At 57.7% G+C, this 22,323-nt stretch carries 16 protein-coding genes; 11 read left to right on the forward strand and 5 right to left on the reverse strand.

Annotated features, from left to right (window positions below):
• Positions 1-136: 136 nt before the first annotated feature.
• The 4 genes from QYH43_RS24205 to rsgA form a co-directional block, all read right to left on the reverse strand.
• A complete protein-coding gene (locus QYH43_RS24205; RefSeq protein WP_095152973.1) occupies positions 137-628 on the reverse strand; it encodes a toll/interleukin-1 receptor domain-containing protein in 492 nt (163 codons plus the stop codon).
• Positions 628-1,587, reverse strand: a complete 960-nt coding sequence (locus tag QYH43_RS24210) for a caspase family protein (protein WP_095152974.1) — start codon at positions 1,585-1,587, stop codon at positions 628-630. The genes QYH43_RS24205 and QYH43_RS24210 overlap by 1 nt, the downstream gene beginning before the upstream one ends.
• Positions 1,588-1,589: 2 nt before the next feature.
• A complete protein-coding gene (locus QYH43_RS24215) occupies positions 1,590-1,724 on the reverse strand; it encodes a hypothetical protein (protein WP_256583279.1) in 135 nt (44 codons plus the stop codon).
• 210 nt (positions 1,725-1,934) lie between these two features.
• Positions 1,935-2,966, reverse strand: coding sequence for a small ribosomal subunit biogenesis GTPase RsgA (gene rsgA / locus QYH43_RS24220; protein WP_301158261.1), 1,032 nt, complete (start codon positions 2,964-2,966; stop codon positions 1,935-1,937).
• Between the two features lie 107 nt (positions 2,967-3,073).
• On the opposite strand from rsgA, the gene orn reads away from it, so the two are divergent.
• The 5 genes from orn to QYH43_RS24245 all read left to right on the forward strand — a co-directional run bounded on the left by orn (position 3,074) and on the right by QYH43_RS24245 (position 14,531).
• Complete coding sequence (gene orn / locus QYH43_RS24225; protein WP_301158262.1) at positions 3,074-3,616, forward strand: oligoribonuclease; 543 nt, start codon at positions 3,074-3,076, stop codon at positions 3,614-3,616.
• Positions 3,617-3,770: 154 nt separating this feature from the next.
• On the forward strand, positions 3,771-4,382 hold the full coding sequence (locus QYH43_RS24230; protein WP_095056375.1) for a trimeric intracellular cation channel family protein: 612 nt from the start codon (positions 3,771-3,773) through the stop codon (positions 4,380-4,382).
• Positions 4,383-4,492: 110 nt separating this feature from the next.
• Positions 4,493-8,479, forward strand: coding sequence for a DUF6543 domain-containing protein (locus QYH43_RS24235; protein ID WP_301158263.1), 3,987 nt, complete (start codon positions 4,493-4,495; stop codon positions 8,477-8,479).
• Between the two features lie 157 nt (positions 8,480-8,636).
• Positions 8,637-9,614: a hypothetical protein gene (locus tag QYH43_RS24240; protein ID WP_301158264.1), complete on the forward strand. Its 978-nt coding sequence runs from the start codon at positions 8,637-8,639 to the stop codon at positions 9,612-9,614.
• A gap of 60 nt (positions 9,615-9,674) precedes the next feature.
• Entirely contained in the window at positions 9,675-14,531 is a 4,857-nt protein-coding gene (locus tag QYH43_RS24245; protein ID WP_301158265.1) for an RHS repeat-associated core domain-containing protein, read from the forward strand.
• 33 nt (positions 14,532-14,564) lie between these two features.
• Here QYH43_RS24245 and queG read toward each other — a convergent pair whose 3' ends face one another.
• Positions 14,565-15,635 (reverse strand): tRNA epoxyqueuosine(34) reductase QueG, encoded by a 1,071-nt coding sequence (gene queG, locus QYH43_RS24250; protein ID WP_095056512.1) that lies wholly within the window; start codon positions 15,633-15,635, stop codon positions 14,565-14,567.
• Positions 15,636-15,698: 63 nt separating this feature from the next.
• On the opposite strand from queG, the gene QYH43_RS24255 reads away from it, so the two are divergent.
• The 6 genes from QYH43_RS24255 (at position 15,699) to hfq (ending at position 22,319) form a co-directional block, all read left to right on the forward strand.
• Positions 15,699-17,198 (forward strand): NAD(P)H-hydrate dehydratase, encoded by a 1,500-nt coding sequence (locus QYH43_RS24255; RefSeq protein ID WP_301158266.1) that lies wholly within the window; start codon positions 15,699-15,701, stop codon positions 17,196-17,198.
• Positions 17,186-17,656, forward strand: a complete 471-nt coding sequence (tsaE, locus tag QYH43_RS24260; protein WP_095056372.1) for a tRNA (adenosine(37)-N6)-threonylcarbamoyltransferase complex ATPase subunit type 1 TsaE — start codon at positions 17,186-17,188, stop codon at positions 17,654-17,656. Before QYH43_RS24255 ends, tsaE begins: the two co-directional genes overlap by 13 nt.
• Before the next feature lie 3 nt (positions 17,657-17,659).
• Positions 17,660-19,087: an N-acetylmuramoyl-L-alanine amidase gene (locus QYH43_RS24265; protein WP_218232042.1), complete on the forward strand. Its 1,428-nt coding sequence runs from the start codon at positions 17,660-17,662 to the stop codon at positions 19,085-19,087.
• Positions 19,088-19,095: 8 nt separating this feature from the next.
• Positions 19,096-20,994 carry a DNA mismatch repair endonuclease MutL gene (gene mutL / locus QYH43_RS24270; RefSeq protein ID WP_177450600.1) on the forward strand — a complete coding sequence of 633 codons (1,899 nt, stop codon included), beginning with the start codon at positions 19,096-19,098 and terminating at the stop codon, positions 20,992-20,994.
• Entirely contained in the window at positions 20,994-21,965 is a 972-nt protein-coding gene (gene miaA, locus QYH43_RS24275; protein ID WP_095056369.1) for a tRNA (adenosine(37)-N6)-dimethylallyltransferase MiaA, read from the forward strand. Before mutL ends, miaA begins: the two co-directional genes overlap by 1 nt.
• A gap of 93 nt (positions 21,966-22,058) precedes the next feature.
• Positions 22,059-22,319 carry an RNA chaperone Hfq gene (hfq, locus tag QYH43_RS24280; RefSeq protein WP_007902656.1) on the forward strand — a complete coding sequence of 87 codons (261 nt, stop codon included), beginning with the start codon at positions 22,059-22,061 and terminating at the stop codon, positions 22,317-22,319.
• The last annotated feature ends 4 nt before the right edge of the window (positions 22,320-22,323 follow it).

Raw genomic sequence — 22,323 nt, forward strand, 5'->3', positions numbered from 1 at the left:
GGTGGCGAGCAATGCCCAGAATGTGCAGGTGGCCTAGGCCGAAACACCGAGGTATCTCTTTGTTGCGGGGCGGCTGGTGGCTTCAGTTACAAAAAAGCCGACACTAATGTCGGCTTTTTTGTGGGCGTTTTCTGCATTAAAAGCCGCGGATGACTCGGGACTTGAGGTCGGCGTGAAAGCGATCCGCATTGGATTTGTTAACGCTGCGCACCGACTCGCTACCAGTCACCGAATCCAGTGACATCGAGCGCTTGAGCATCGACTCGTTGCGATAGGCATCGATGAAGAACTCGATGTCCCGGTCGCTGGTCAGCTTCGGCCATTTGTCGAGGTACAGCGGCAGCTCTGTCGGGCCGGTCTTGAATGAGCAGATGCGCCGGTTGGTGATGGTCGCTTCGCCGATTTCGAACGGCACCCACCAGGACAGTGCGGTTTTCTCCGACACCACTGCCAGCAGGTGTGTGCATTCGCTGATGTTGCGGGTGATCACCCCGGTGATGTCGTCGGTGGTCTGGGATTCGGCATCCAGTACGTCGAGATAGGTCTTGATGTTGGCCTGCATCAGGCGCGTGTTGATGTTGATCGCGTGGGCGCGGTCCATGTGGCGGTAGCTGATAAACACTGGCATCAGAAATGTCCCTTGATCGCGAGTTCGCGGTAATAGGCGCCGAGGGCGGTGAGGCGGCAGCCGGTGGAGTGGATGGCGGCGTAGTACATGTGTTCGGCGTCCACCGGTTCGACCAGGCTGTGGCGGTTGCACTTTTGCAACTGGGCGAAGACCTCGCCCTGTTCCGGGTTGAACTCGGGCTCGGTGGGCTCAAAGCTGGGGGCGAGGGGGTACACCGACTCTGCTTCGGCAAACCATTCGGGGAGTTTGCGAAGGATTTCCTTGGGGATCAGCGGTGACACTTCGCGCAGGGAAATGAACTGCGAGACATTGGTCTTGAACACCGGACGCTGTTCCCAGGCATCAAGGGCATTGTCGACAAACGAATAGAGGCTTCCGGGGGTGATCTTGCCCAGGATGTTCGCGGCTCCGCCGTGCAGGGCCTGGAGCAGCAATCCGGTGAACACGCCGTGCTGCATGCCCTCCATCGCCGGCTCTTCCTTTTTACAGGCGGTCAGAATGGTCATGCCTTCGCCGACCACGCTGCCTTCGCTGCGCAAGGCGCGCAGTTCGCCGGCCGAGCCGCTCTGGCAACAATCGAGAATGATCACTTTGTTTTTGATCTTGGTGGCCTTGCTCGCCCAGTTGAGGATGTCGCTGAGGCGAATCCCGTCCTTGGCGCTCTTGTAATCCTGCGGGATCAACATGCCTTCGTCGGTGTCGGTGTCGAAGCTGCCGTGACCGGCGAAGTACAGTAGCGCGACGTTGCAGTCACCGGAAAACAGCTCGCGAATCTGGTCTTCGAGTTTTTCCCTGCTCAGGAACTCCTCGGCGGAAGTCAGCACGATGTTCTTGAAGTTAGGATCGCCATTGGCGTCGGTTTTCAGCACGGAGGCCATGGCCATGGCGTCATTGCTGCAACCGCTCAGGCGTGACACATGGGTGTAGTCGTTGATGCCGATAAACAGTCCTTTGCGCATGATCAGGCCGCCGTATACAGGCGAATCGCCTTGACGATACTGCTGGTGTTCCACGCGCATTCGGCGTGGGCGGCGTCAGATTCCATCGTGCAGGGGCCGTTCCACGAGTGGCTGTTGGACAAATGACAGGTTTGCATGGGTGACCCTCGATGTCGCAGGCGTGCGAAGAGGGTTTGAACTTAGGCAATTTGACGACAGCCACAAGGGACTGGGACTTAAAGAGAAATGCCCTACAAGGGGGTGTGCAGGCGCCTACAGAAAGGTCTGACGTTCCAGTGGAGAGGGGAGGTTGCAGCAGAACCGCCGACCCACTGCCCGGTTGGGTTCCGGGCGGTGGGTGCAGCTGTTTAGTAGCCGTTTTCCGGCAGGCTGGCGATGATCGAGCGGTAGCTGTTCATCCGTTGTTGCTGAACGCGGCCATCTTCCAGGGCCTTGAGCAGGGCGCAACCGGGTTCGCGGTCGTGCTTGCAGTCGCGGAAGCGGCAGGTGCCGAGCAGGTCGTTGAACTCGATGAAGCCGGCCTCGACATCGGCGCGGCTGACGTGGCCCAGGCCGAATTCGCGGATGCCCGGGGAGTCGATCAGCTCACCGCCACCGGGGAAGTGGAACAGGCGCGCGGTCGTCGTGGTGTGAGTGCCCTGGCCGGATAGCTCGGAAAGCGGGCCGACGCGGGTTTCGACTTCCGGCAGCAGGCTGTTGACCAGCGACGACTTGCCGACGCCGGACTGACCGACGAACACGCTGATGCGGCCGTCCAATTGCCTCTGCAATTGTTCCATGCCGTTGCCGTGGTGGGCCGACACTTCGAGCACCGGGTAACCCAGCGTGCGGTAAACCGCGAGCAAGGCATTCAGCGCTGGCGCGTTGTTTTCATCGATCAGGTCGAATTTGTTCAGCAGCAACAGCGGCTTGATGCCTGCGTGCTCGGCAGCCACGAGGTAGCGGTCGATCAGGTTGGCATGGGGCTCGGGCAGCGGCGCGAAGACAATGACGATCATGTCGACGTTGGCCGCCACCGGCTTGAGCTGACCACGGCTGTCCGGGCGACACAGCTCGGTGTTACGCGGCAATTGCGCCACGATCACGCCGATGCCCTGGTTGCCGGCACGCCAGACCACCTGGTCACCGGTCACCAGTGCCGGGAGGTTGGCACGCAGGTGACAACGGAACACATGGCCGGCCAGCTCACCGTCGCGAGCCTCGACTTCGACCTGCACACCGAAGTGCGCGATCACCAGACCGTGCTGTTCCGGGCCCAGATCGCCGCCCTCAAGCGCCTCGACAGCCGAGGACTCGCGTTTGGCGGCGCGGGCAGCGCGTTCGCCCTGAATCTTTTCGATGCGCCAGTTTTGACGACGATTGAGTTGGCGTTTGGCCATGGGTGTTCCGTATATAGAATGCAGCGATTAGGTAAAACGGCCGCGAGTTTAGCACGCCCGGCCACTGGCCTAGGCTAAACTGCGCAGCATTGCCTAGGAGCCGACACATGCAAAATTCGCAGAACCTGATCTGGATCGACCTGGAAATGACCGGTCTGAGCCCGGACACCGACGTCATCATCGAAATGGCCACTATCGTCACCGACAGTAATCTGAACACCTTGGCCGAAGGTCCTGTGATCGCCATTCACCACAGCGATGCAGTGCTGGCCACCATGGACGAGTGGAACACCCGCACTCACGGCAACTCGGGCCTGACCCAGCGAGTGCGCGACAGCCGCATCAGCATGGCCGAAGCCGAAGCGGAAACCATCGCCTTTCTGGAAAAGTGGGTGCCCAAGGGCAAGTCGCCGATCTGCGGCAACAGCATCTGCCAGGACCGTCGCTTCCTTTATACGCACATGAAATCCCTGGAAAGCTACTTCCACTATCGCAACCTCGACGTGTCTACGCTCAAGGAACTGGCCGCGCGCTGGGCGCCGGACGTGCGTGACAGCTTCAAGAAGGGCAGTACCCACCTGGCGCTGGACGACATCCGCGAATCGATCGCCGAGTTGCAGCATTACCGCCAGCATTTCATCAAGTTCTAAGCCTGGAATCCGATCTGTAGGAGCCGGCTTGCTGGCGATGGCGCCATTGAGGACGCCATCGCCAGCAAGCCGGCTCCTACAAATGATGTCGCCCTCTTTTGGTGCTTGGGTGAAGTGAGTAGACTGCGCGCCTTTTCTGCAAGGACCGCCCCCCATGTTACTGATGCTCTACCTGATCGCCATTACCGCCGAAGCCATGACCGGCGCCCTGTCTGCCGGGCGTCGGGGCATGGACTGGTTTGGCGTGGTGTTGATCGCCTGCGTCACGGCGTTAGGCGGCGGTTCGGTACGCGATGTGCTGCTCGGTCACTATCCGCTGACCTGGGTCAAACACCCGGAATACCTGGTCCTGACAACCATCGCGGCGATGTTCACAGTCTTCACTGCTCGCTGGATGCGTCATCTGCGCTCACTGTTTCTGGTGCTTGATGCCGTTGGCTTGGTGGCATTCACCCTGATCGGCTGCATGACTGCCCTGGAAATGGGGCATGGCATGTTGGTCGCATCAGTCAGCGGTGTGATCACCGGTGTGTTCGGCGGCATCTTGCGGGATATCTTCTGCAACGATATCCCGCTGATCTTCCGACGAGAGCTGTACGCCAGCGTCTCGTTCGCGGCGGCGTGGTGTTACATGCTTTGTCTTTACCTGAACTTGCCGGGTGAACAGGCGATTCTGATCACACTGTTCGGCGGCTTCCTGTTGCGCTTGCTGGCGATCCGTTTCCACTGGGAAATGCCCAAGTTTGTTTACAATGACGAGCATTAAAGCTTGTCGCGTTGTCATTGTTTTCAGGGCGCGTGCGGTAGTTATGTAGTGCCTTGATGAGTAGTTGTTTTTATAAGCTGATTTTTTACTTCGGCTTATAGGCAATTCCCATGGCAATTCATGAAAAGTTCATAGAAGAAAGAATACCTGGCTGGCTGACCCACGCGTCGCCAGCCCGGCGCCAGGCGTTGCGACGTGTTGCGGTCAAGATTCCTGAATGGAGCCGAAACGCCGCTGCGGCGGCTCATGCGGAGCTGGCGCAAGCGGTCAAGGCCCGTTGGTCCTCGCAGGCGAAGGTAGATCGCTTGTTCGAGCGGTTGAGCGATGTCCGTCGGTTTGCCGACCCATTGCTTCGACAGGCGCTAAAAAACCGTTTTGGCGTTGAGGTTGATGTCAACCGAACTTACCTGCGGCTCTATCTACCCACCGGTATCGCCGTGGGCTATCAAACTAAAACCCTTTCCTTGCTTGATGCGGCCTTGCATAACTTCGAGAGCAAGGAATCGGGCGCTCACTACTTTGATAGCGCGTCCTGCTTTATCGATGAGCCCAGTACGCTTGGCCACTTCAACGTGCTGGCAATTAATGACCGCATCAGCGTCAGTGCATTTGTTTCCCTGTGCCGCGAGCTGGATATCGGCGGCCAATACGCACAGCAACTTGAAACATTGTTGCTGCCTACGGATGCCTTGGCCAAAGCGGTCTTGGCGTCCAAGGTCAAGACCAGTCAACAGGATGCATTCAGGGCCGCGGTGCTGCTTGCGCGGATGAAAGGGGATATCGGCTCTGATTGCCAGGCCTCGCTTTTGCAGTTACTCGATGACTCTGGCTCTGGGCCAACGCAGTGCTGCCAGTTGCAGATCTTTGAGGCGAGGCTGACGGGGATCATGGTGCTGGCGGGGGATTTTGAGCGTGCTTCCACGGTTATGCCGTTGGTCGTATACATCCCGGACGATCCGCAGCACCCGGTCAAGGAATATCCGTCGACGCTGGCGTTCAAGTCAGCTTTGACGGAGCGATTGCGCTCAACGGACTACCAGCGTTTTTTTGCCCGGTTTGTCGCACATGAGCATCGCGGTTCATTTTTTGCCGCCCTCGACCAGCATTTGCATGTTGTGATGTGGCATCCACCGCAACCTGGTGACCCGCGGCCTGCCTGGCGGCGTGCGCGAGTGGACAATCCCGCACTGCGATTTGATATGCACAGGATTCAGGGTGATCCGTGGCAATGGTTGTATCAGGAGAGCCTCAACAAGATTCTCAATGATGCTCGCGCCATTGCCGTGCCCACGGCGGACGCCGACCGCAAGTCGCGTTGGGCGCTGTGGGACAGCATTGTGAACGTGGCCTCTATCGTGCTGCAGGTGGCCAGTCTGGTCGCGATGCCGTTTGTGCCCTTGATGGGCGAATTGATGTTGGCTTACGCCACGTATCAACTGCTGGACGAAACGTTTACCGGCATTCTCGATTGGGCTGAAGGACAGGTCTCCGAAGCCGCCGATCATCTGCTGGCCATCGCGGAAAATCTGGCTCAACTGGCGACCTTCGGAGCGGCGGGAGCTGTGGCGGGGAAAATGCTGGCGATCAAACCTTCAGGATTTGTCGAAGGGCTCAAACCGGTGGCGCTTCATGATGGCCGCACACGGTTGTGGAATCCGGATTTACAACCTTACGAAGCACCCCTCTCGCCACCTTCGGAAGGTGCACAGGACGCATTGGGTCTTCGGCTCCACGCCGGCAAGACTGTCCTCACGCTTGAAAGTCGCACCTACGAAGTCGCTGCCAATCCTGAAAGCGGCGTCTACCACGTACGCCACCCGAAACGGCCGAACGCCTACCGACCTCGCCTGACCCACAACGGAGCCGGCGCCTGGGCGCATGAGGTCGAGCGACCAATGGAATGGCAGGGCGCGCAATTGTTCCGGCGGTTGGGCCATTCGGTCGCGGAGTTTTCCGACGAGACGGCACGCCGCATCCTCGCCGTCAGCGGTGTCGACGACGCCATGTTGCGGCATTTGCACGTTCACGCCCGGCGCCCACCGGCCTTGCTGGAAGACACGATTCGCCGGTTCAAACTCGATCAGCGCATCCAGGTTTTTCGCGAACAAATGCTCAGCCCCGATCCGGGCGTTTATGCCAAGGCCGATGTTCAACTGCAAAAACACCTGTTGCAGATGCAGCAGGTCAATCTGCCAGAAGTTCGGTTGCGTGCAGACCAGTTGATGGAGACCCTTTGGGATGTCTTTGGCGAGCGCGAGCAGAAGCAGCTGTTGGGATTGAGCCCTGCACCGGGTGACGCGCTGCCAGCGCGGCATGTCCGAACCGCCCTGCTGCGCGGCAGGATGGCTCGATGGGCAGAGGAAAACCGGGGACCATTGTTCCGCGTTCTTGAGGAATCGTTCGAATCGGCTGCAAGCGCCGAAACGCAGCAGATGCGCAGAACCTTCCCCGGTCTGCCTCGAACCGTCGCAGAAGAACTGTGGCGTGAAGCCAGTGCTGCCGAGCGACTGCTCCTGCATAACAGTCCAGGAATGCCGCGGCGAATGGCGCAAGAGGCGTTGTTTTATTTGCGTGAGTTACGCCTCACTCGCGCTTATGAAGGGCTGTACTTGCAGGCGGTATCCAGCGCAGACAGCGACAAGCTGGCCTTGCACATGCTCGAAACCCTTGAAGGCTGGAAAGCCGATATACGGCTGGAGGTGCGCGAAGGTCACTTCGAAGGCGCGTTGTTGGACAGTGTCGGGCCCATCGACGCACCCATTCGCAAAGTACTGGTCAGGCAGCAAAATCAATACGAGACGTTTGACGAGCATGGGCTGCACCTGCACGGCCGAGACGAACTGTTTGCCGCTATCCAGCGCGCGCTGCCGCAGGCACAACGCGAGGCGCTGGGGTTGCCACATGTCGGTCAGGTTCGCGAGCTTGAGCAAAAGCTCAGGCAGCAGGCGCTTTTGCCTCGTCCAGAACTGAGAGAGCTGTTCGGGCAACCACCGTTGGAGCCCCGTGCTCGTTCACCGATGGGGCTCGCTGTCAGGCGTTCTGGTTACTTATTGGGGGGAGGTGACCTCGAACCGCCCGAAGCACGACCGCTCGCACAACGCTTTCGAGCGCTTTTCCCGACGCTTTCCGAGGAGAACCTGGCAGCGTTGCGCCATGAGCGATTGACCGGGGATCCGTCGCTGGCCATGGCCCATCTGGAAATCGAGTACCTCTCGTTGGTCAATGATCTTGAACTGTGGGTCAAAGACGTACCCTCTCGGCACCCCGTGACCGGTGCGTTATTGGATGCCGGCACCGTTGAAGAGCAACGTTTCAACCGACAAGCGTTCATGGAAGAGCTAAAGGCCAGTTGGTCGCGTAAACAAACGTTGGCGAGCCCCTATGAGCCCCATCACTTTTACTTGTACCTGGACGTAATGGGGACGCTTCCCGAACTGTCTGCCAGCTTTGGGCACGTGACCGAATTGGTGCTGGGCAGCCGCACCCAGCCTTTGCGTGGACATGGTTTTCTAAAGAGTTTTACCGGGCTGCAGTTTCTTACGCTGGAGGGCGTCAATTTAGGCACTTTTCCTGAAGAAATTTACCAGATGCGAAGTCTGCAATCCTTGACCCTGAACGATTGCGCTGTCCAGCTCACCGACGCTACGGCGGAAGGCCTGTCTCGAATAGAAAGTTTGAAGTTGTTGAGTCTGAATGACAATCCACTCGGGCAAAGTCCACATGTGGGTTTTATGAAAGAATTACGCGATCTCTATTTGCGTAATACTCAATTGACCGAAGTCCCATCCGGCTTATCCGATTTAGAATGTTTGTCGAGGGTTGATTTGACATTTAATGCAATAGTCGAGTTGCCTGAGGAGCTTTTTGAGGTGCCGGATACTCGTGATGTCGACTTTAACTTAAGTGGGAATCCGTTGAGTCTGGTTAGTTTGCGTCAAATCGGAGCTTATCTCGATGGGTCGGGCCTTGATCGCAAAGTTTCGATTCGATTTGACGGACTGATTCCTGATGTCGAAGTCGTAGAAAGTGATTCTGAGGGTCCGTCTTCAGACAGTGCGTTAGGCAGTGAGGAGGGAAGCGACGAAGAACTGGATTGAGTTTTTGATTTTAGAGGTTGTCTACATATATTGACTCTTTTTTTGATGTGCGACTTTAGAGTGGGTGTTGTAGTTTCTTCAATTGGTGGGTCTGTCATGAACCTGGAATTGATCGATCAAAAGCACTGATCAAAAATAATCTAAAAGAGTCAATATTATGTCTGTGGAAAGTGGAAAACCTGCGCGGTTGTCGGTTTTTAAAGTTCAATTTGACGGAGGGGCCGCTCTCACGTCAAAAAAAATATATGCCAACGGAAAAATGCAGGTTCGAGTGCGGGTGATTCTTGCAGCGGTAGACGGAGGGGGGAAGCTTGCCATTTTAACGCCGTCTATCTATCACTCGTTGAGGTTGATCGACTATAAAACAGGAAAATTACTAGCGGACGGTTGGGTAGCAAGTGAACGGCCGAACGAGTATGCACAGGCGCTGTATGGCGTCTCGGCGGATTGGAAGGAAGAAGTCTCGGTCAATCCCTATACCCACATCAAGGAACTGTGGGTTAGCAGTTCAGTGGCGACAGATGCCCAGATAGGCGCAGTGGTAACGTTCAATGACAAGTCGATACGCTCAAATAATACGACTCTCGGCGCTAAGTTTGACAGCAGCGTAACGCTGGAGGCAGAAAATCCGGTGATTTATGAGCGCTCCAAATTTCGCCTGGACGCTGTTGAAAACAAGCTCGCTCATGAACGTGTGCTCACACATTTCTATTTGAGCTTATATGTTGCAGAGCGGCAGATTAAGCTAGTGAATTGGGCTGAGAAGGTGGCGGCTGCGCAGGGGGTCGTTTCTGGAAATCACACGGTATTTGATGCGCATGGCTATTATCCAGATAACGACTATTGGTGGCGTTCAGTCTGTATTTTTGCAGGTGTTGAAGAACAAGAAGTTGTCGTGAAGCTTCCACAGGAGCGGGGCTCGAATCAATCGCGATTTTTTCCTGTCAGGGTCAATGATCGAAACGGCGCGTTATCCATTATTCAAGGGGTGGCTCTGGAGTTTTCTGCGGATACGACTAACAGGCGCGGTGTGTTTTACTTTACGGCGTTCGATATTTACGGCACAGGGCACGATTTGTGTTTGCGCTTTAATGAGTCTGTTTTTCCAGGTGGTTTTATTCTTGAGAAGGCTTAGGGCTTTCAGTGTGCTGTAAGAACGGATATCTAATTAGAACTTAAAGTCAAGGAGAGTGGCATGCCCAAGGAGGCAGTTGTGTCGATATATTCCAGTGCCTGTAATTTTGAAGAATTTCTGAGTGGTGGTGTGGACCCTCGGACCGGACAGTACACGTTCAAATTGTCTATAGGCGGAATCAACTCAGTGGCACTGAACGGGCCGTCGTTGGGTTTTAATCTGCAATTCAACCCCCTCAATACCGTCGACTCCGGGTTGGGTGCCGGTTGGGCGTTGCCTTTGACTCGTTATGATTTGTTGCAGCAATCCTTGTCGTTATCGAGCGGCGACATCTACAAAGTGATACCGGTCAGCGGGGGGCTCAAATTTCCCGAACAACATGTGGAAAACTTTAAAGTGTTCAGTTCCGCTCCAGGTCACTATCAACTGAGTCACAAAAGTGGTTTACGAGAGGAACTTGAGACATTCCAGTCCAGTGACTATGCGGTACCCACACGAATTCTGGCAGCCAATGGTACAAGCATCACGCTTGATTACACCCTGCACCAGGGGAATCCCAGGTTGACTGAGGTCAAGGATGCCGAGCGGTCTTTGCTGAAGGTTACTTACGACGATGCGCAGGTCATCTTCACGAAATTCCCGGATACGACGTGCGAAGCCAAATTCATATTGACCCTTGCCAATGGTCGGGTAGGCAGTATCAGCTTGCCTACAGGGGATGAATGGCATTTTACCTACGAAAACAACGGGGGGCTGGTTTGCCTGACTCAAGTCGACTCGGCAATGGGCTCAAGCGAGTCGATTCAATATGTTGCAGATGGGCACGCGTTTCCGTCGGCGTCGCCTTTCTCAACCTTACCTCATGTGACTGCTCACACGTTGTTCCCAGGTGGTGACCAGCCAGCCATTGTTACGGAGTATGAGTTTTCCCAGCAGAACTTTCTGGGTTTCAATGGCGCAATGGGATGGTCGGAGGAACTGGACAATCTGAGTGCCGCGCCGGATGACTACCGCTACACCTCTACCGTGAATCTGATGCGCGGTTCAGAAGTTCACCGCAGTACGGTTCGGACCTACAACAAGTATCACCTGCTGCTCTGCGAAGAAACTCGGTGCGGGCAGGCCACTCACTCGCTAATGACTCAATATCATCTATCGCCCGGCAAGCACATCACCGATCAACCGCCGCAGTTTCGTTTGCCGTTGGTTCAAACCCGTCGCTATAAAAACCACAGTACCGGTACACATCGGGACGAAGTTACTCGCACGGAGTTTGATGAGTACGGCAATTTGCTCCGACAGGTCGACCCTAGCGGTGTGACTACCGTCAGTGAGTTTTTCCCTGTATCGAAAACCGATGACTGCCCTGCCGATCCCCTGGGTTTTGTCCGGTTCGAAAAACAGCGGACGGTTTATCCGGCCAAGGAACTTGCGGCGGCTCCGATAACCGTAACCCGATATGGGTACAAGCTGCTGGACGGTGTTGTCGGTAGCAAGGTGAAGCATGTCCTGCCTGTGAAAGAGCAGTTTTATGAGCGCACAACGGATGGCGAGACGTTATGCCTGCAGTCGGATCTGCAGTACTTCGAACTACCTGACAAGCCTCATCTGCACGGTCAGTTGAAGAAGCAGACGCGTACCTGCCAGACACTTGAAACCCATTGCGAATTTTCCTACTCACTCCAAGATGAGACCCGGAGTGTACAAACCACAGTCTCTGGGTTCGATGGCATTCAAACGGCGGAATTACGAGCGTATTCGACCTTGAGCGGGGCACTGTTGTCGGCCAAGGACGAAGAGGGTGTCAGCACCGATTTCGATTATGACGCTATTGGGCGGCCATTGACTGAAACCGTCGCGCCGGGGACCAAATTCGAGGCCAAACGTCATTCGAGCTACACGGTTGCGACGTCGAAGTCGCCCACGACCCTGCTCAATACTGATGCTAATGGCGTCCAGCAGCGAGTGACCTATGACGGCATCGGGCGGGTGGTGAAAGTCGAGGAGCAGGACAGCGATGCTTCAGCGGATGGTCCACTACGAGCTGTTTATTCGGCGCGATACGATTCGATCGGTCAGCTTGTGGAAGAAACTCGTACCGATTGGCTGGAAGGTGTCGCCTTACCCCTTAAGCAAAGTTTTATCTTTGATGACTGGGGGCAGTTGTTGACGACGGTTAGCGAGAAGGGACGGCGGCAACATGTTCACTTCGATCCAGTCTCCCGGAAGGAATCGCGCTGGACCGAAGGTGGCGGCAAGACTGTAACGCTCAGCAATGATTTCGCACACCCGGTCAGCGTCGAAGTGTTTGATCGCAAGGGGCAAAGCCTGGGCAAGACAGTAAACGTCTATGACGGCTTGGGCCGTACTGTCAGCCAGACCGATCCTGTCGGAAACACAACCACTTATTCCTATGACGTTTTCAGTCGCTTGAAACGCAGCGTGTTACCCGACGGCGCCTCTGTCGAGACCCAATACGCGGCTCACAGTCATTTGCCATTGCCCATTGAGGTCAAAGTTGGGGCTCACCCTTTGGGTAAGCAAACATTCGACGGCCTTTCACGCTTGACTCGAAGTGAGGCAGGTGGGCGGCAGACAGTCCTGCAGTACGAGGCGAGCGCAAAGCGCCCCTCCATTGAAGTCAAGCCTGACGGGGAGCGCGTTCAGTACAGCTATGAGCCAAACCTTGGCGGTAAAGTCGTCCGGCGTCAGATATTAGGCCCGCAATCCTCGCCACTGAAAGGCACGGGGCTGCGTGCTGATTACTCCTATGATTCCCGGCTGGGTGCGCTGATCAGTTGCAGTGAGCAAGGGTATGAGTCTCGCTTCGAGTACAGCCGCTCGGGCAAGCTTCAGCGTGAAATATCGACGCTGGGAGATGAAGCGCGGACTGCAACGTACACGCACTCGTTGGCCGGGCGGCCTTTGCTGTACACCGATGTGCTCGGCAATGAGCACAAGACGACTTATGACGACCAGGGACGTCCCAAGTCGTTGATGCAAAACCAGGTAGAGGCGGATTTTGACTACAACTCCCTAGGCCAGTTGGAGGCTATCCATACCCACGATCGCGCCAAGGGTCATTCGTTGGTTACTCGTTTGCTCTATGACGACCTGGGGCGTGAAGTTTCGCGTAGTTTTGATTCAGGTGGTGCGGATCTGGAAGCGTTGACGTCACGCTATACCCTGGCCAACAAGCTGGCACAGCGGACCTTGAAAGCTGGCGATAAGGTGCTTCGTGATGAGCTGTTCAGCTACGACGTGCGTGGCCGGCTCAAGGAGTATCGATGCGAAGGAACGCAAAAAGCGCGAGATTTTCAGGGCAACGAGATCATCAGGCAAACCTTCGTATTCGATGAACTGGACAATGTTCTGACGCTGGAAACAGAATTTCCGGGTTCCACAAACCTGGCTACATACACGTACAGCCCCATCGATCCGACCCAGTTGGTCGAGATCGCACATAGCCATGAAGACTATCCGGCCACGGTCACTCTGCAGTATGACGCCAACGGTCAACTTGTCCGGGATGAGCAAGCCCGTACGTTGACTTACGATTCGCTGGGGAGGTTGAAGCAGGTTGCCGCTGCGCAAGGCGCCGTTTTGCGTGGCTTTGGTTATGACGCGCTGGACCAGTTGGTCAATTTGTCATCGCCAGAGAAGTTGGCTACGCAGCGTTACTATCGTGCCGGGCAGGTCGCGCATGACGTGTGCGGCAGTGAGACGACCACTCGCTTGTGCGAGGCAGGCGTTTTGTTGGGGCACGCTCAATCGGGCCAAAACGCCAGCGTCAGGTTGTCGGTCATTGATCAGCAGCAAACGGTGTTGGGCGAAGTCATTGGAGACAAGCGCAATGCTATTGCCTACAGCCCTTACGGCCACAGTCAGGCCACAGATGGAATGTCCAGTTTGTCGGGGTTTAACGCTGAACCGTTTGATCCGCTGACAGGTTTGTATCTATTGGGAAATGGATATCGCGCTTACAGTCCAGCCTTGATGCGCTTTCATAGTCCGGACAGCTTGAGTCCCTTCGGTGCCGGGGGGTTGAATCCCTACGCATATTGCCTGAGTGATCCGATCAATCGTATCGATCCCACAGGTCACTTTTCCTGGCAGAGCATTCTGGGTATTGCTCTGTCTATCGTGGGGGTAGTAGCCAGCTTTGCCACTTTCGGCGCCGCGACACCACTTGCCATTCTCGGGATTGGACTGGGTACGGTTTCTGCTTTGACCGGGATCGCCGGCATGGTTGCAACGGAGGTGATGCCATCCTCCGTTGTGGGAGAAGTGTTGGGCTGGGTCAGTGTCTGGACCGGGCTGGGCGCTTTCACCTCAGGTGGGCTCGCGGCCAGTAAGGCATTCACCCAGTGGGGGAGTAAGTTACTCACTTCTCCCCCTACCAGAGTTTCTCAATTCGGCTATCGACCTGGGGCCCTTGCTGGCGGTGGACGAAGTTCAGCAAAAAGCGCAAAGGGCGCAGGTCGGGGTTCGCAAGCACCGTCCACCTCTGCACAAGCGGCTCGGCCTGAGAGGTGGACACTGATTGATGAGATTGGTGGAAGCGATTTAACGCCGAACGGAAAACCCGGAAATGTTGCCCGTGGCAAATTTGCTGATTTCAAAAGTGGGATAGAGAGCGGTATGAGCCCCCATGAGTCGTCAAGAGCTCATTTGGGCAACAGTTACGACCCGTATCCGGGTTACAGCGGTTACAACCGGATTGTCAGTGACATCAAGGCGCAAAACCAGGCTGCCGTGAGTGCCGCGAAAAAGGCCAAGGAAGTCCCGACGCTGATTTCCGAGCCCGCTCATGTCCATGCACGCCTGGGTGGATTCGATCGCGTTTTTTTTCTGGAATACAGAACTGAAATGAGAGTGGTCATAAAGCAGATAGGAGGGCACGATCCTCAATGGTAAAAGTCGGACTGGCAGGGTGACGAGCAACAGGCGCTAAACTTCACGCAATGCATGCTGCTTCAGCGCCCACTCCACATGCTCTCTAACCACCTGCGACGGAGAGTCCCGTCGCGCCTTCAGCGCTTCCAGCACCGGAATCGTTGAAGGCGCATTTCCCAAGCCCACCGCCAGGTTGCGCAACCAGTTTTCATAACCCGTCCGGCGCAGCGGCGAACCTTCGGTGCTGCTCAGGAACTTCTCTTCATCCCACATGAACAGATCCGCCAACTGCGCGTTGTCCAGGTTGTGCCGTGGCTTGAAATCGCTTTCATCGGTCGGTCGGGCGAAACGGTTCCACGGGCAGACGATCTGGCAGTCATCGCAACCAAACACCCGGTTACCGATCAGCGGCCGCAGATCTTCGGGAATGGCACCTTTCAATTCGATGGTCAGGTAGGAAATGCAACGCCGGGCGTCGAGCACGTAAGGGCCGACGAAGGCGTTGGTCGGGCAGATGTCGAGGCACGCGCTGCAGCGACCGCAGTGTTCGGTGGTGTGGGGTGGGTCCACCGGCAGCGGTAAGTCGACGAACAGTTCGGCGAGGAAAAAATAGCTGCCGGCCTTGCGGTTCAAGACCAGGGTGTTTTTACCGATCCAGCCGAGGCCCGCCTGTTCGGCGATGGCTTTTTCCAGCACCGGCGCACTGTCAACGAAGGCGCGGTAGCCAAACGGACCGATCTGCGCCTGAATTTTTTCTGCCAATTGTTGCACGCGCTTACGGATTAGCTTGTGATAGTCGCGGCCCAGGGCATAACGCGAGACGTAGGCCTTTTCCGGTTGAGCCAGCACTTTCGCCATTTGGGTGTCGCCAGCCAGGTAGTCCATGCGCAGCGAAACCACGCGCAACGTGCCGGGCACCAGTTCTTCGGGGTGCGAGCGTTTGCTGCCGTGGGCGCCCATATAGTCCATTTCGCCGTGGTAGCCAGCGGCGAGCCAGCGCTCCAGGTGCTGCTCATGCTCGGCCAGGTCGAGGCCGCTGATGCCGACTTGCTGGAAACCCAGCTCACGGCCCCAATCCTTGATGGATTGGGCGAGGGCGGGCAGGTCTGGGGTAATTGCGGGCATGAGGCGAGAGAAACCGGAGCTGAGGTGCGTATAATTCTGCCAGACATCGGAGCCCATAGACGCATGCCGCACACTAAAGATGAATTACCCGACGCGCTGTACAGCGCTGCGCAGGTGCGAGCGCTCGATGCGAGCCTGATCGCGGCCGGTACTCCGGGCTTCGAATTGATGCAGCGTGCGGCCCGGGCGATGTGGCGGGCGCTGGTGCGCCAGTGGCCGACAGCGAGCGAACTGAGCGTGCTGACCGGTCACGGCAACAATGCCGGGGACGGCTATCTGGTGGCGGTGCTGGCTCAGCGGGCCGGGTGGTCAGTCCGGGTGCTGGCGGTCGGCGATCCACAGCGCTTGCAAGGCGATGCAGCGTTGGCCCATGCCGAGGCAGTGTCCGAAAAGGTGTCCATTGAGTCCTGGGCGGCGCAGTCCGAATTGCGTGGCATCGTGGTGGATGCACTGCTTGGCACTGGCCTGACTGGCGATGTGCGCGATCCGTACGCTTGTGCCATTGCCTCGATCAATGCCAGCGAACTGCCGGTGGCAGCGGTGGATATTCCTTCCGGGCTGTGCACCGATACGGGCCGCATTCTCGGTTGCGCAGTGCGGGCCGATCTGACGGTCACGTTCATCGGTTTGAAACTGGGGTTGCTCACTGGCGATGCCGCGGATGTCGTGGGTGAGCTGGTATTCAATGACTTGCACGCCGACCCTCAGCTACTGCTGGGAACGCCGAGCAGTGCCCGGCGCCTGTCGGCCGGCAACCTGCCGCGTCTGCCTTCCCGGGCGCCGACTGCCCACAAAGGCACGTTCGGCCATGTATTGCTGATGGGCGGTGATCGTGGTTTCGGTGGCGCGATTTTGCTGAGTGCGCAAAGTGCGCTGCGCAGTGGTGCCGGTATGGTGTCGGTGGCGACCCGTAGTGAACACGTCTCGGCTGTGTTGGCCAGGATTCCCGAAGCGATGGTGCTGGGCACTTCGTCGGCGAATCAGTTGATGGGATTGCTTCAAAAAGTTTCCGTATTGGTCGCCGGGCCAGGCCTGGGGCAAGCTGCCTGGGGTCGCAGTCTGCTGTCGGCGGCCGCCCACGCCCCGCTACCGCAAGTCTGGGACGCCGATGCGTTGAATCTGTTGGCTGCGGAGCGTGTCAGTCTGCCCAAGGATTGCGTGATCACCCCGCATCCGGGTGAAGCCGCGCGGTTGCTCGGGACCAGCACGGCCGAAGTGCAAGTCAATCGCCCGGCGGCGGCCCATGCGCTGAGCAAAAAATATACGGCGGTCGTGATTTTGAAGGGTGCCGGCAGCCTGATCGCCCATCCCGACGGGCGGCTGGCGCTGTGTCATCAAGGCCACCCGGCCATGGCCACTGCGGGTTTGGGCGATGTGCTGGCCGGGCTGGTCGGCGCACTGTTGGCCCAAGGCATGGAAGCGTTCGACGCGGCCTGTCTGGCGGTCTGGCTGCACGCCAATGCCGGTGAGCAACAAGGTAAATCGGGCCGTGGGCTGGCGGCCAGTGATCTGATTCCAGCCATTCGTCAGTTGTTGGAGGAGCAAGCACCGTGTCTGAAGTAACCCTGTACCTGGCCGATGAACAGGCCATGAGCGACTTTGGCGCGCGTATTGCCCGTATCACCGAAGGCCACGGCCTGATCTTCCTCGAGGGCAACCTGGGGATGGGGAAAACCACGCTGTCCCGGGGCATTATTCGCGGGCTGGGGCATGTCGGGGCGGTAAAAAGTCCGACGTTTACCTTGGTGGAGCCCTACGAGATCGGCGACATTCGCGCCTTCCATTTTGATCTGTATCGACTGGTCGATCCGGAAGAGCTGGAATATCTCGGCATCCGCGACTACTTCGAGGATGATGCCTTGTGCCTGATCGAGTGGCCCGATAAGGGTGCAGGCTTTTTGCCAAAGCCCGACCTGACCATTACCATTAGCCCGCAAGACAGCGGACGTTCGCTGAAAATTTTATCCCAGGGCTCGCGTGGCGAGATCTGGTGTGCCGCTTTGGCATTGGAATCCAATTAGATGATGGGGTTAGGTATGCGCTTTCGCGCGTTGGTGGCTGCCGTAGGAATGTTGTTTTTGGCGGTGACCGTCGACGCTGTGGCCGATTCGAAGGTCAACAGCGTTCGCCTGTGGCGGGCGCCGGACAACACACGACTGGTGTTTGACCTGACCGGCCCGGTGCAGCACAGCGTCTTTACCCTGACGGCCCCGGACCGCCTGGTCATCGACATCAATGGTGCGACCCTCGGCGCGCCGCTGAACGTCAACACCTCGAACACCCCGATCACCGCCATGCGCTCGGCCCAACGCACGCCGACGGATTTGCGTGTGGTCATCGACCTGAAAAAAGCGGTCACGCCGAAAAGCTTCTCCCTGGCGCCAAATGCCCAGTACGGCAACCGACTGGTGGTCGACTTGTTCGATAATCCGGCCGATGCCGCGCCGCCTCCAGCGCCGACGCCGTCGGTCGCCACGGTGCCGGCTGTACCGGTCACGCCGACAAAACCTGAAATCAAGTTGCCGCCGGCCCCGGCAGGCAAGCGCGACATCGTTGTGGTGATCGATGCCGGTCATGGCGGTGAAGACCCGGGTGCTTCCGGCTCTCGCGGTCAGCGCGAAAAAGACGTGGTGTTGCAGATTGCTCGCGAAACGCAGCGTCAGGTCAACGGCATGAAAGGCTTCCGCGCCGAACTGACCCGTACCGGTGACTACTTCATTCCATTGCGTGGCCGAACCGAAATCGCCCGCAAGAAGGGCGCCGACCTGTTCGTCTCGATCCACGCTGACGCTGCACCTTCGGCTGCCGCGTTCGGCGCCTCGGTGTTCGCTTTGTCGGATCGTGGCGCGACTTCGGAAACTGCCCGTTGGCTGGCCGACAGTGAAAACCGTTCCGACTTGATCGGTGGTGCCGGCAACGTCAGCCTCGATGACAAAGACCGCATGCTCGCAGGCGTATTGCTCGATTTGTCGATGACGGCGTCCCTGACGTCCAGCCTGAACGTCGGCCAGAAAGTCTTGAGCAACATTGGCCGCGTCACGCCATTGCACAAACAACGCGTTGAGCAAGCCGGGTTCATGGTACTGAAATCGCCGGATATTCCGTCGATTCTCGTGGAAACCGGGTTTATCTCCAACGCCAACGAAGCGTCCAAGCTCGCAGCGTCGGGTCACCAGCAGGCGCTGGCGCGTTCCATCAGCAGCGGCGTGCGCCAGTTCTTCCAGCAGAACCCGCCACCGGGCACTTACATTGCCTGGCTGCGTGATTCCGGCAAAATCGCCCAGGGTCCTCGTGACCATCGGGTTAACCCGGGCGAGACATTGGCGATGATTGCCGTGCGTTACCAGGTTTCGCCGGCCATCTTGCGCAGCGCCAACAAACTGTCGGGTGATGAACTCAAGGTGGGTCAACACTTGACCATTCCAGGCACCGAACTGGCGGCCAAAGAATGAATGAGGTGGTGAACAACAGCGCTCGCATCGAGCTGCTCAGCCCGCGCCTGGCGAACCAGATTGCCGCGGGTGAGGTGGTTGAGCGCCCGGCTTCGGTGATCAAGGAACTGTTGGAAAACAGCCTTGACTCCGGCGCCAGACGCATCGACGTCGATGTGGAGCAGGGCGGCGTCAAGCTGCTGCGGGTTCGCGACGACGGCAGCGGCATTTCCGCCGACGACCTGCCACTGGCCTTGGCGCGTCACGCCACCAGCAAGATTCGCAACCTGGAAGACCTTGAGCAAGTCATGAGTCTGGGCTTCCGGGGGGAGGCACTGGCGTCGATCAGCTCCGTTGCGCGCCTGACCCTGACCTCCCGCACCCGTGACGCCGATCAGGCCTGGCAGGTGGAAACCGAGGGCCGTGACATGGCGCCGCGTGTGCAGCCCGCGGCCCATCCGGTGGGTACCTCGGTGGAAGTGCGCGACCTGTTCTTCAACACCCCGGCTCGGCGCAAGTTTCTCAAGACCGAAAAAACCGAATTCGATCACCTGCAAGAAGTGATCAGGCGTCTGGCCTTGGCGCGTTTCGATGTGGCGTTCCATCTACGCCACAACGGCAAGACTATCCTCAGCCTGCATGAGGCCCATGATGATGCGGCCCGTGCCCGGCGTGTGGCGGCAATCTGTGGCCCGGGTTTCCTGGAGCAGGCGCTGCCGATTGAAATCGAGCGCAACGGCTTGCACCTGTGGGGCTGGGTCGGTTTGCCGACGTTCAACCGCAGCCAGGCGGATTTGCAGTATTTCTTCGTCAACGGCCGTGCCGTGCGCGACAAACTGGTGGCCCACGCGGTACGCCAGGCTTATCGCGACGTACTGTTCAATGGTCGGCATCCGACCTTTGTGCTGTTTTTCGAGGTCGATCCGACAGGCGTCGACGTCAACGTGCACCCGACCAAGCACGAAGTGCGGTTCCGTGAGGGGCGCATGGTTCACGATTTCCTTTACGGCACCTTGCACCGTGCCTTGGGCGATGTGCGGCCGGACGATCATCTGGCAGCTCCGGTGGCAACGGCGATTGTCCGGCCCACCGGGCTTGATGCGGGCGAGTTCGGTCCTCAGGGCGAAATGCGTCTGGCAGCCAATGCGCTGCTGGAGCAGCCTCAGGCTCAGCCGTCGTTCAATGCCCCGGCCGGTACCGGTGCGGGTGCCGGTTATCAATACCAATACACCCCGCGTCAGCAGTCGGCTGTTCCGGCGGCTGAAGCGCAGGCGGCGTATCGCGAGTTTTTTGCGCCGTTGCCAGAAGCCAACGCGGTCGCGCTGCCGGCAGGGCAAGACGACATCCCGCCGCTGGGTTATGCGCTGGCACAACTCAAGGGTATCTACATTCTTTCGGAAAATGCCCAGGGCCTGGTGTTGGTGGACATGCATGCCGCCCACGAGCGCATCATGTACGAACGCCTCAAGGTTGCCATGGCGAGCGAAGGCCTGAGCGGCCAGCCGCTGTTGGTGCCGGAGTCCCTGGCGGTCAGTCAGCGCGAAGCCGACTGCGCCGAGGAACACGTCGCCTGGTTCCAGCGCCTGGGCTTTGAATTACAACGACTGGGGCCGGAAACCCTGGCGATCCGGCAGATCCCTGCGCTGCTCAAGCAGGCTGAAGCCAACCGACTGGTCGCGGATGTGTTGGCTGACCTGATGGAGTACGGCACCAGCGATCGCATTCAGGCGCACATCAACGAATTGCTCGGGACCATGGCCTGCCACGGCGCGGTTCGGGCGAATCGACGCCTGGCCTTGCCGGAAATGAACGGTCTGCTGCGTGACATGGAAAACACCGAGCGCAGCGGTCAATGCAACCATGGCCGACCGACCTGGACCCAATTGGGCCTGGACGATCTGGACAAACTGTTCTTGCGCGGTCGTTGATGAGCCAGCTCCCACCTGCGATTTTCCTGATGGGCCCGACCGCCGCCGGCAAGACCGACCTGGCAATCGAACTGACCAAGGTCCTGCCTTGCGAGCTGATCAGTGTCGATTCGGCATTGGTTTACCGAGGCATGGACATCGGCACGGCCAAACCGTCCAAAGATCTGTTGGCGCAGTATCCCCATCGTTTGATCGATATTCTCGACCCGGCCGAGAGCTATTCGGCTGCGGATTTTCGCCGCGACGCCCTCGAAGCCATGGCCGAGATCACCGCACGGGGAAAAATTCCGCTGCTTGTAGGCGGCACGATGCTCTACTACAAGGCTCTGGTCGAAGGCCTGGCAGAAATGCCCGCAGCCGATCCAGAGGTCCGCGCGCAAATCGAAGAAGAGGCTGCGCGCCTTGGCTGGCAAGCCTTGCACGACCAGTTGGCGTTGATCGATCCGGTTTCCGCGGCGCGTATTCACCCGAACGATCCACAGCGTCTGAGTCGAGCGCTGGAAGTTTATCGTGTCAGCGGTCAAAGCATGACTGAGCTGCGTTTGAAACAATCTACGCAAAGTACTGAAGCAGCGGCTTCGGGGCGGCAACAATTGCCCTATACTGTCGCGAACTTGGCCATTGCTCCGGCAAATCGGCAGGTACTTCACGAGCGAATTAAACAAAGATTCACTTTAATGTTGGAACAGGGATTCATTGACGAGGTCGTAGCCCTGCGTAAGAGAAGTGACCTGCATGCCGGGTTGCCGTCTATACGTGCGGTAGGTTACCGACAAGTCTGGGACTACCTGGATGGCAAGCTGACGTCAGCCGAGATGCAGGAGCGTGGAATCATTGCCACGCGCCAGTTGGCGAAACGCCAGTTCACCTGGCTGCGCAGTTGGGCTGATTTACACTGGCTGGACAGCCTGGATTGCGACAATCTGCCGCGCGCCTTGAAATACCTTGGGACCATCTCCATATTGAAGTGAGTCCTTGCAATTGCCGTCTATCCTTGGGGGTGTGACGGCTAAAGCCATCTGATTACCTATTTTTTATATTGAATCCTTAAAGGAGTGCGGCACATGTCAAAAGGGCATTCGCTACAAGACCCTTACTTGAATACTTTACGTAAAGAGAAAGTTGGGGTGTCTATCTACCTGGTCAACGGTATCAAACTGCAAGGCACGATCGAGTCTTTCGACCAGTTCGTAATCCTGCTGAAAAACACCGTCAGCCAAATGGTTTACAAACACGCTATCTCTACAGTGGTGCCGGTTCGTCCAATTCGTCTGCCTAGCGCAACCGAATCCGAAGCAGGTGACGCTGAGCCAGGTAACGCCTGATAGG

This window comes from Pseudomonas sp. C32, from assembly GCF_030417915.1.
GTDB lineage: Bacteria > Pseudomonadota > Gammaproteobacteria > Pseudomonadales > Pseudomonadaceae > Aquipseudomonas.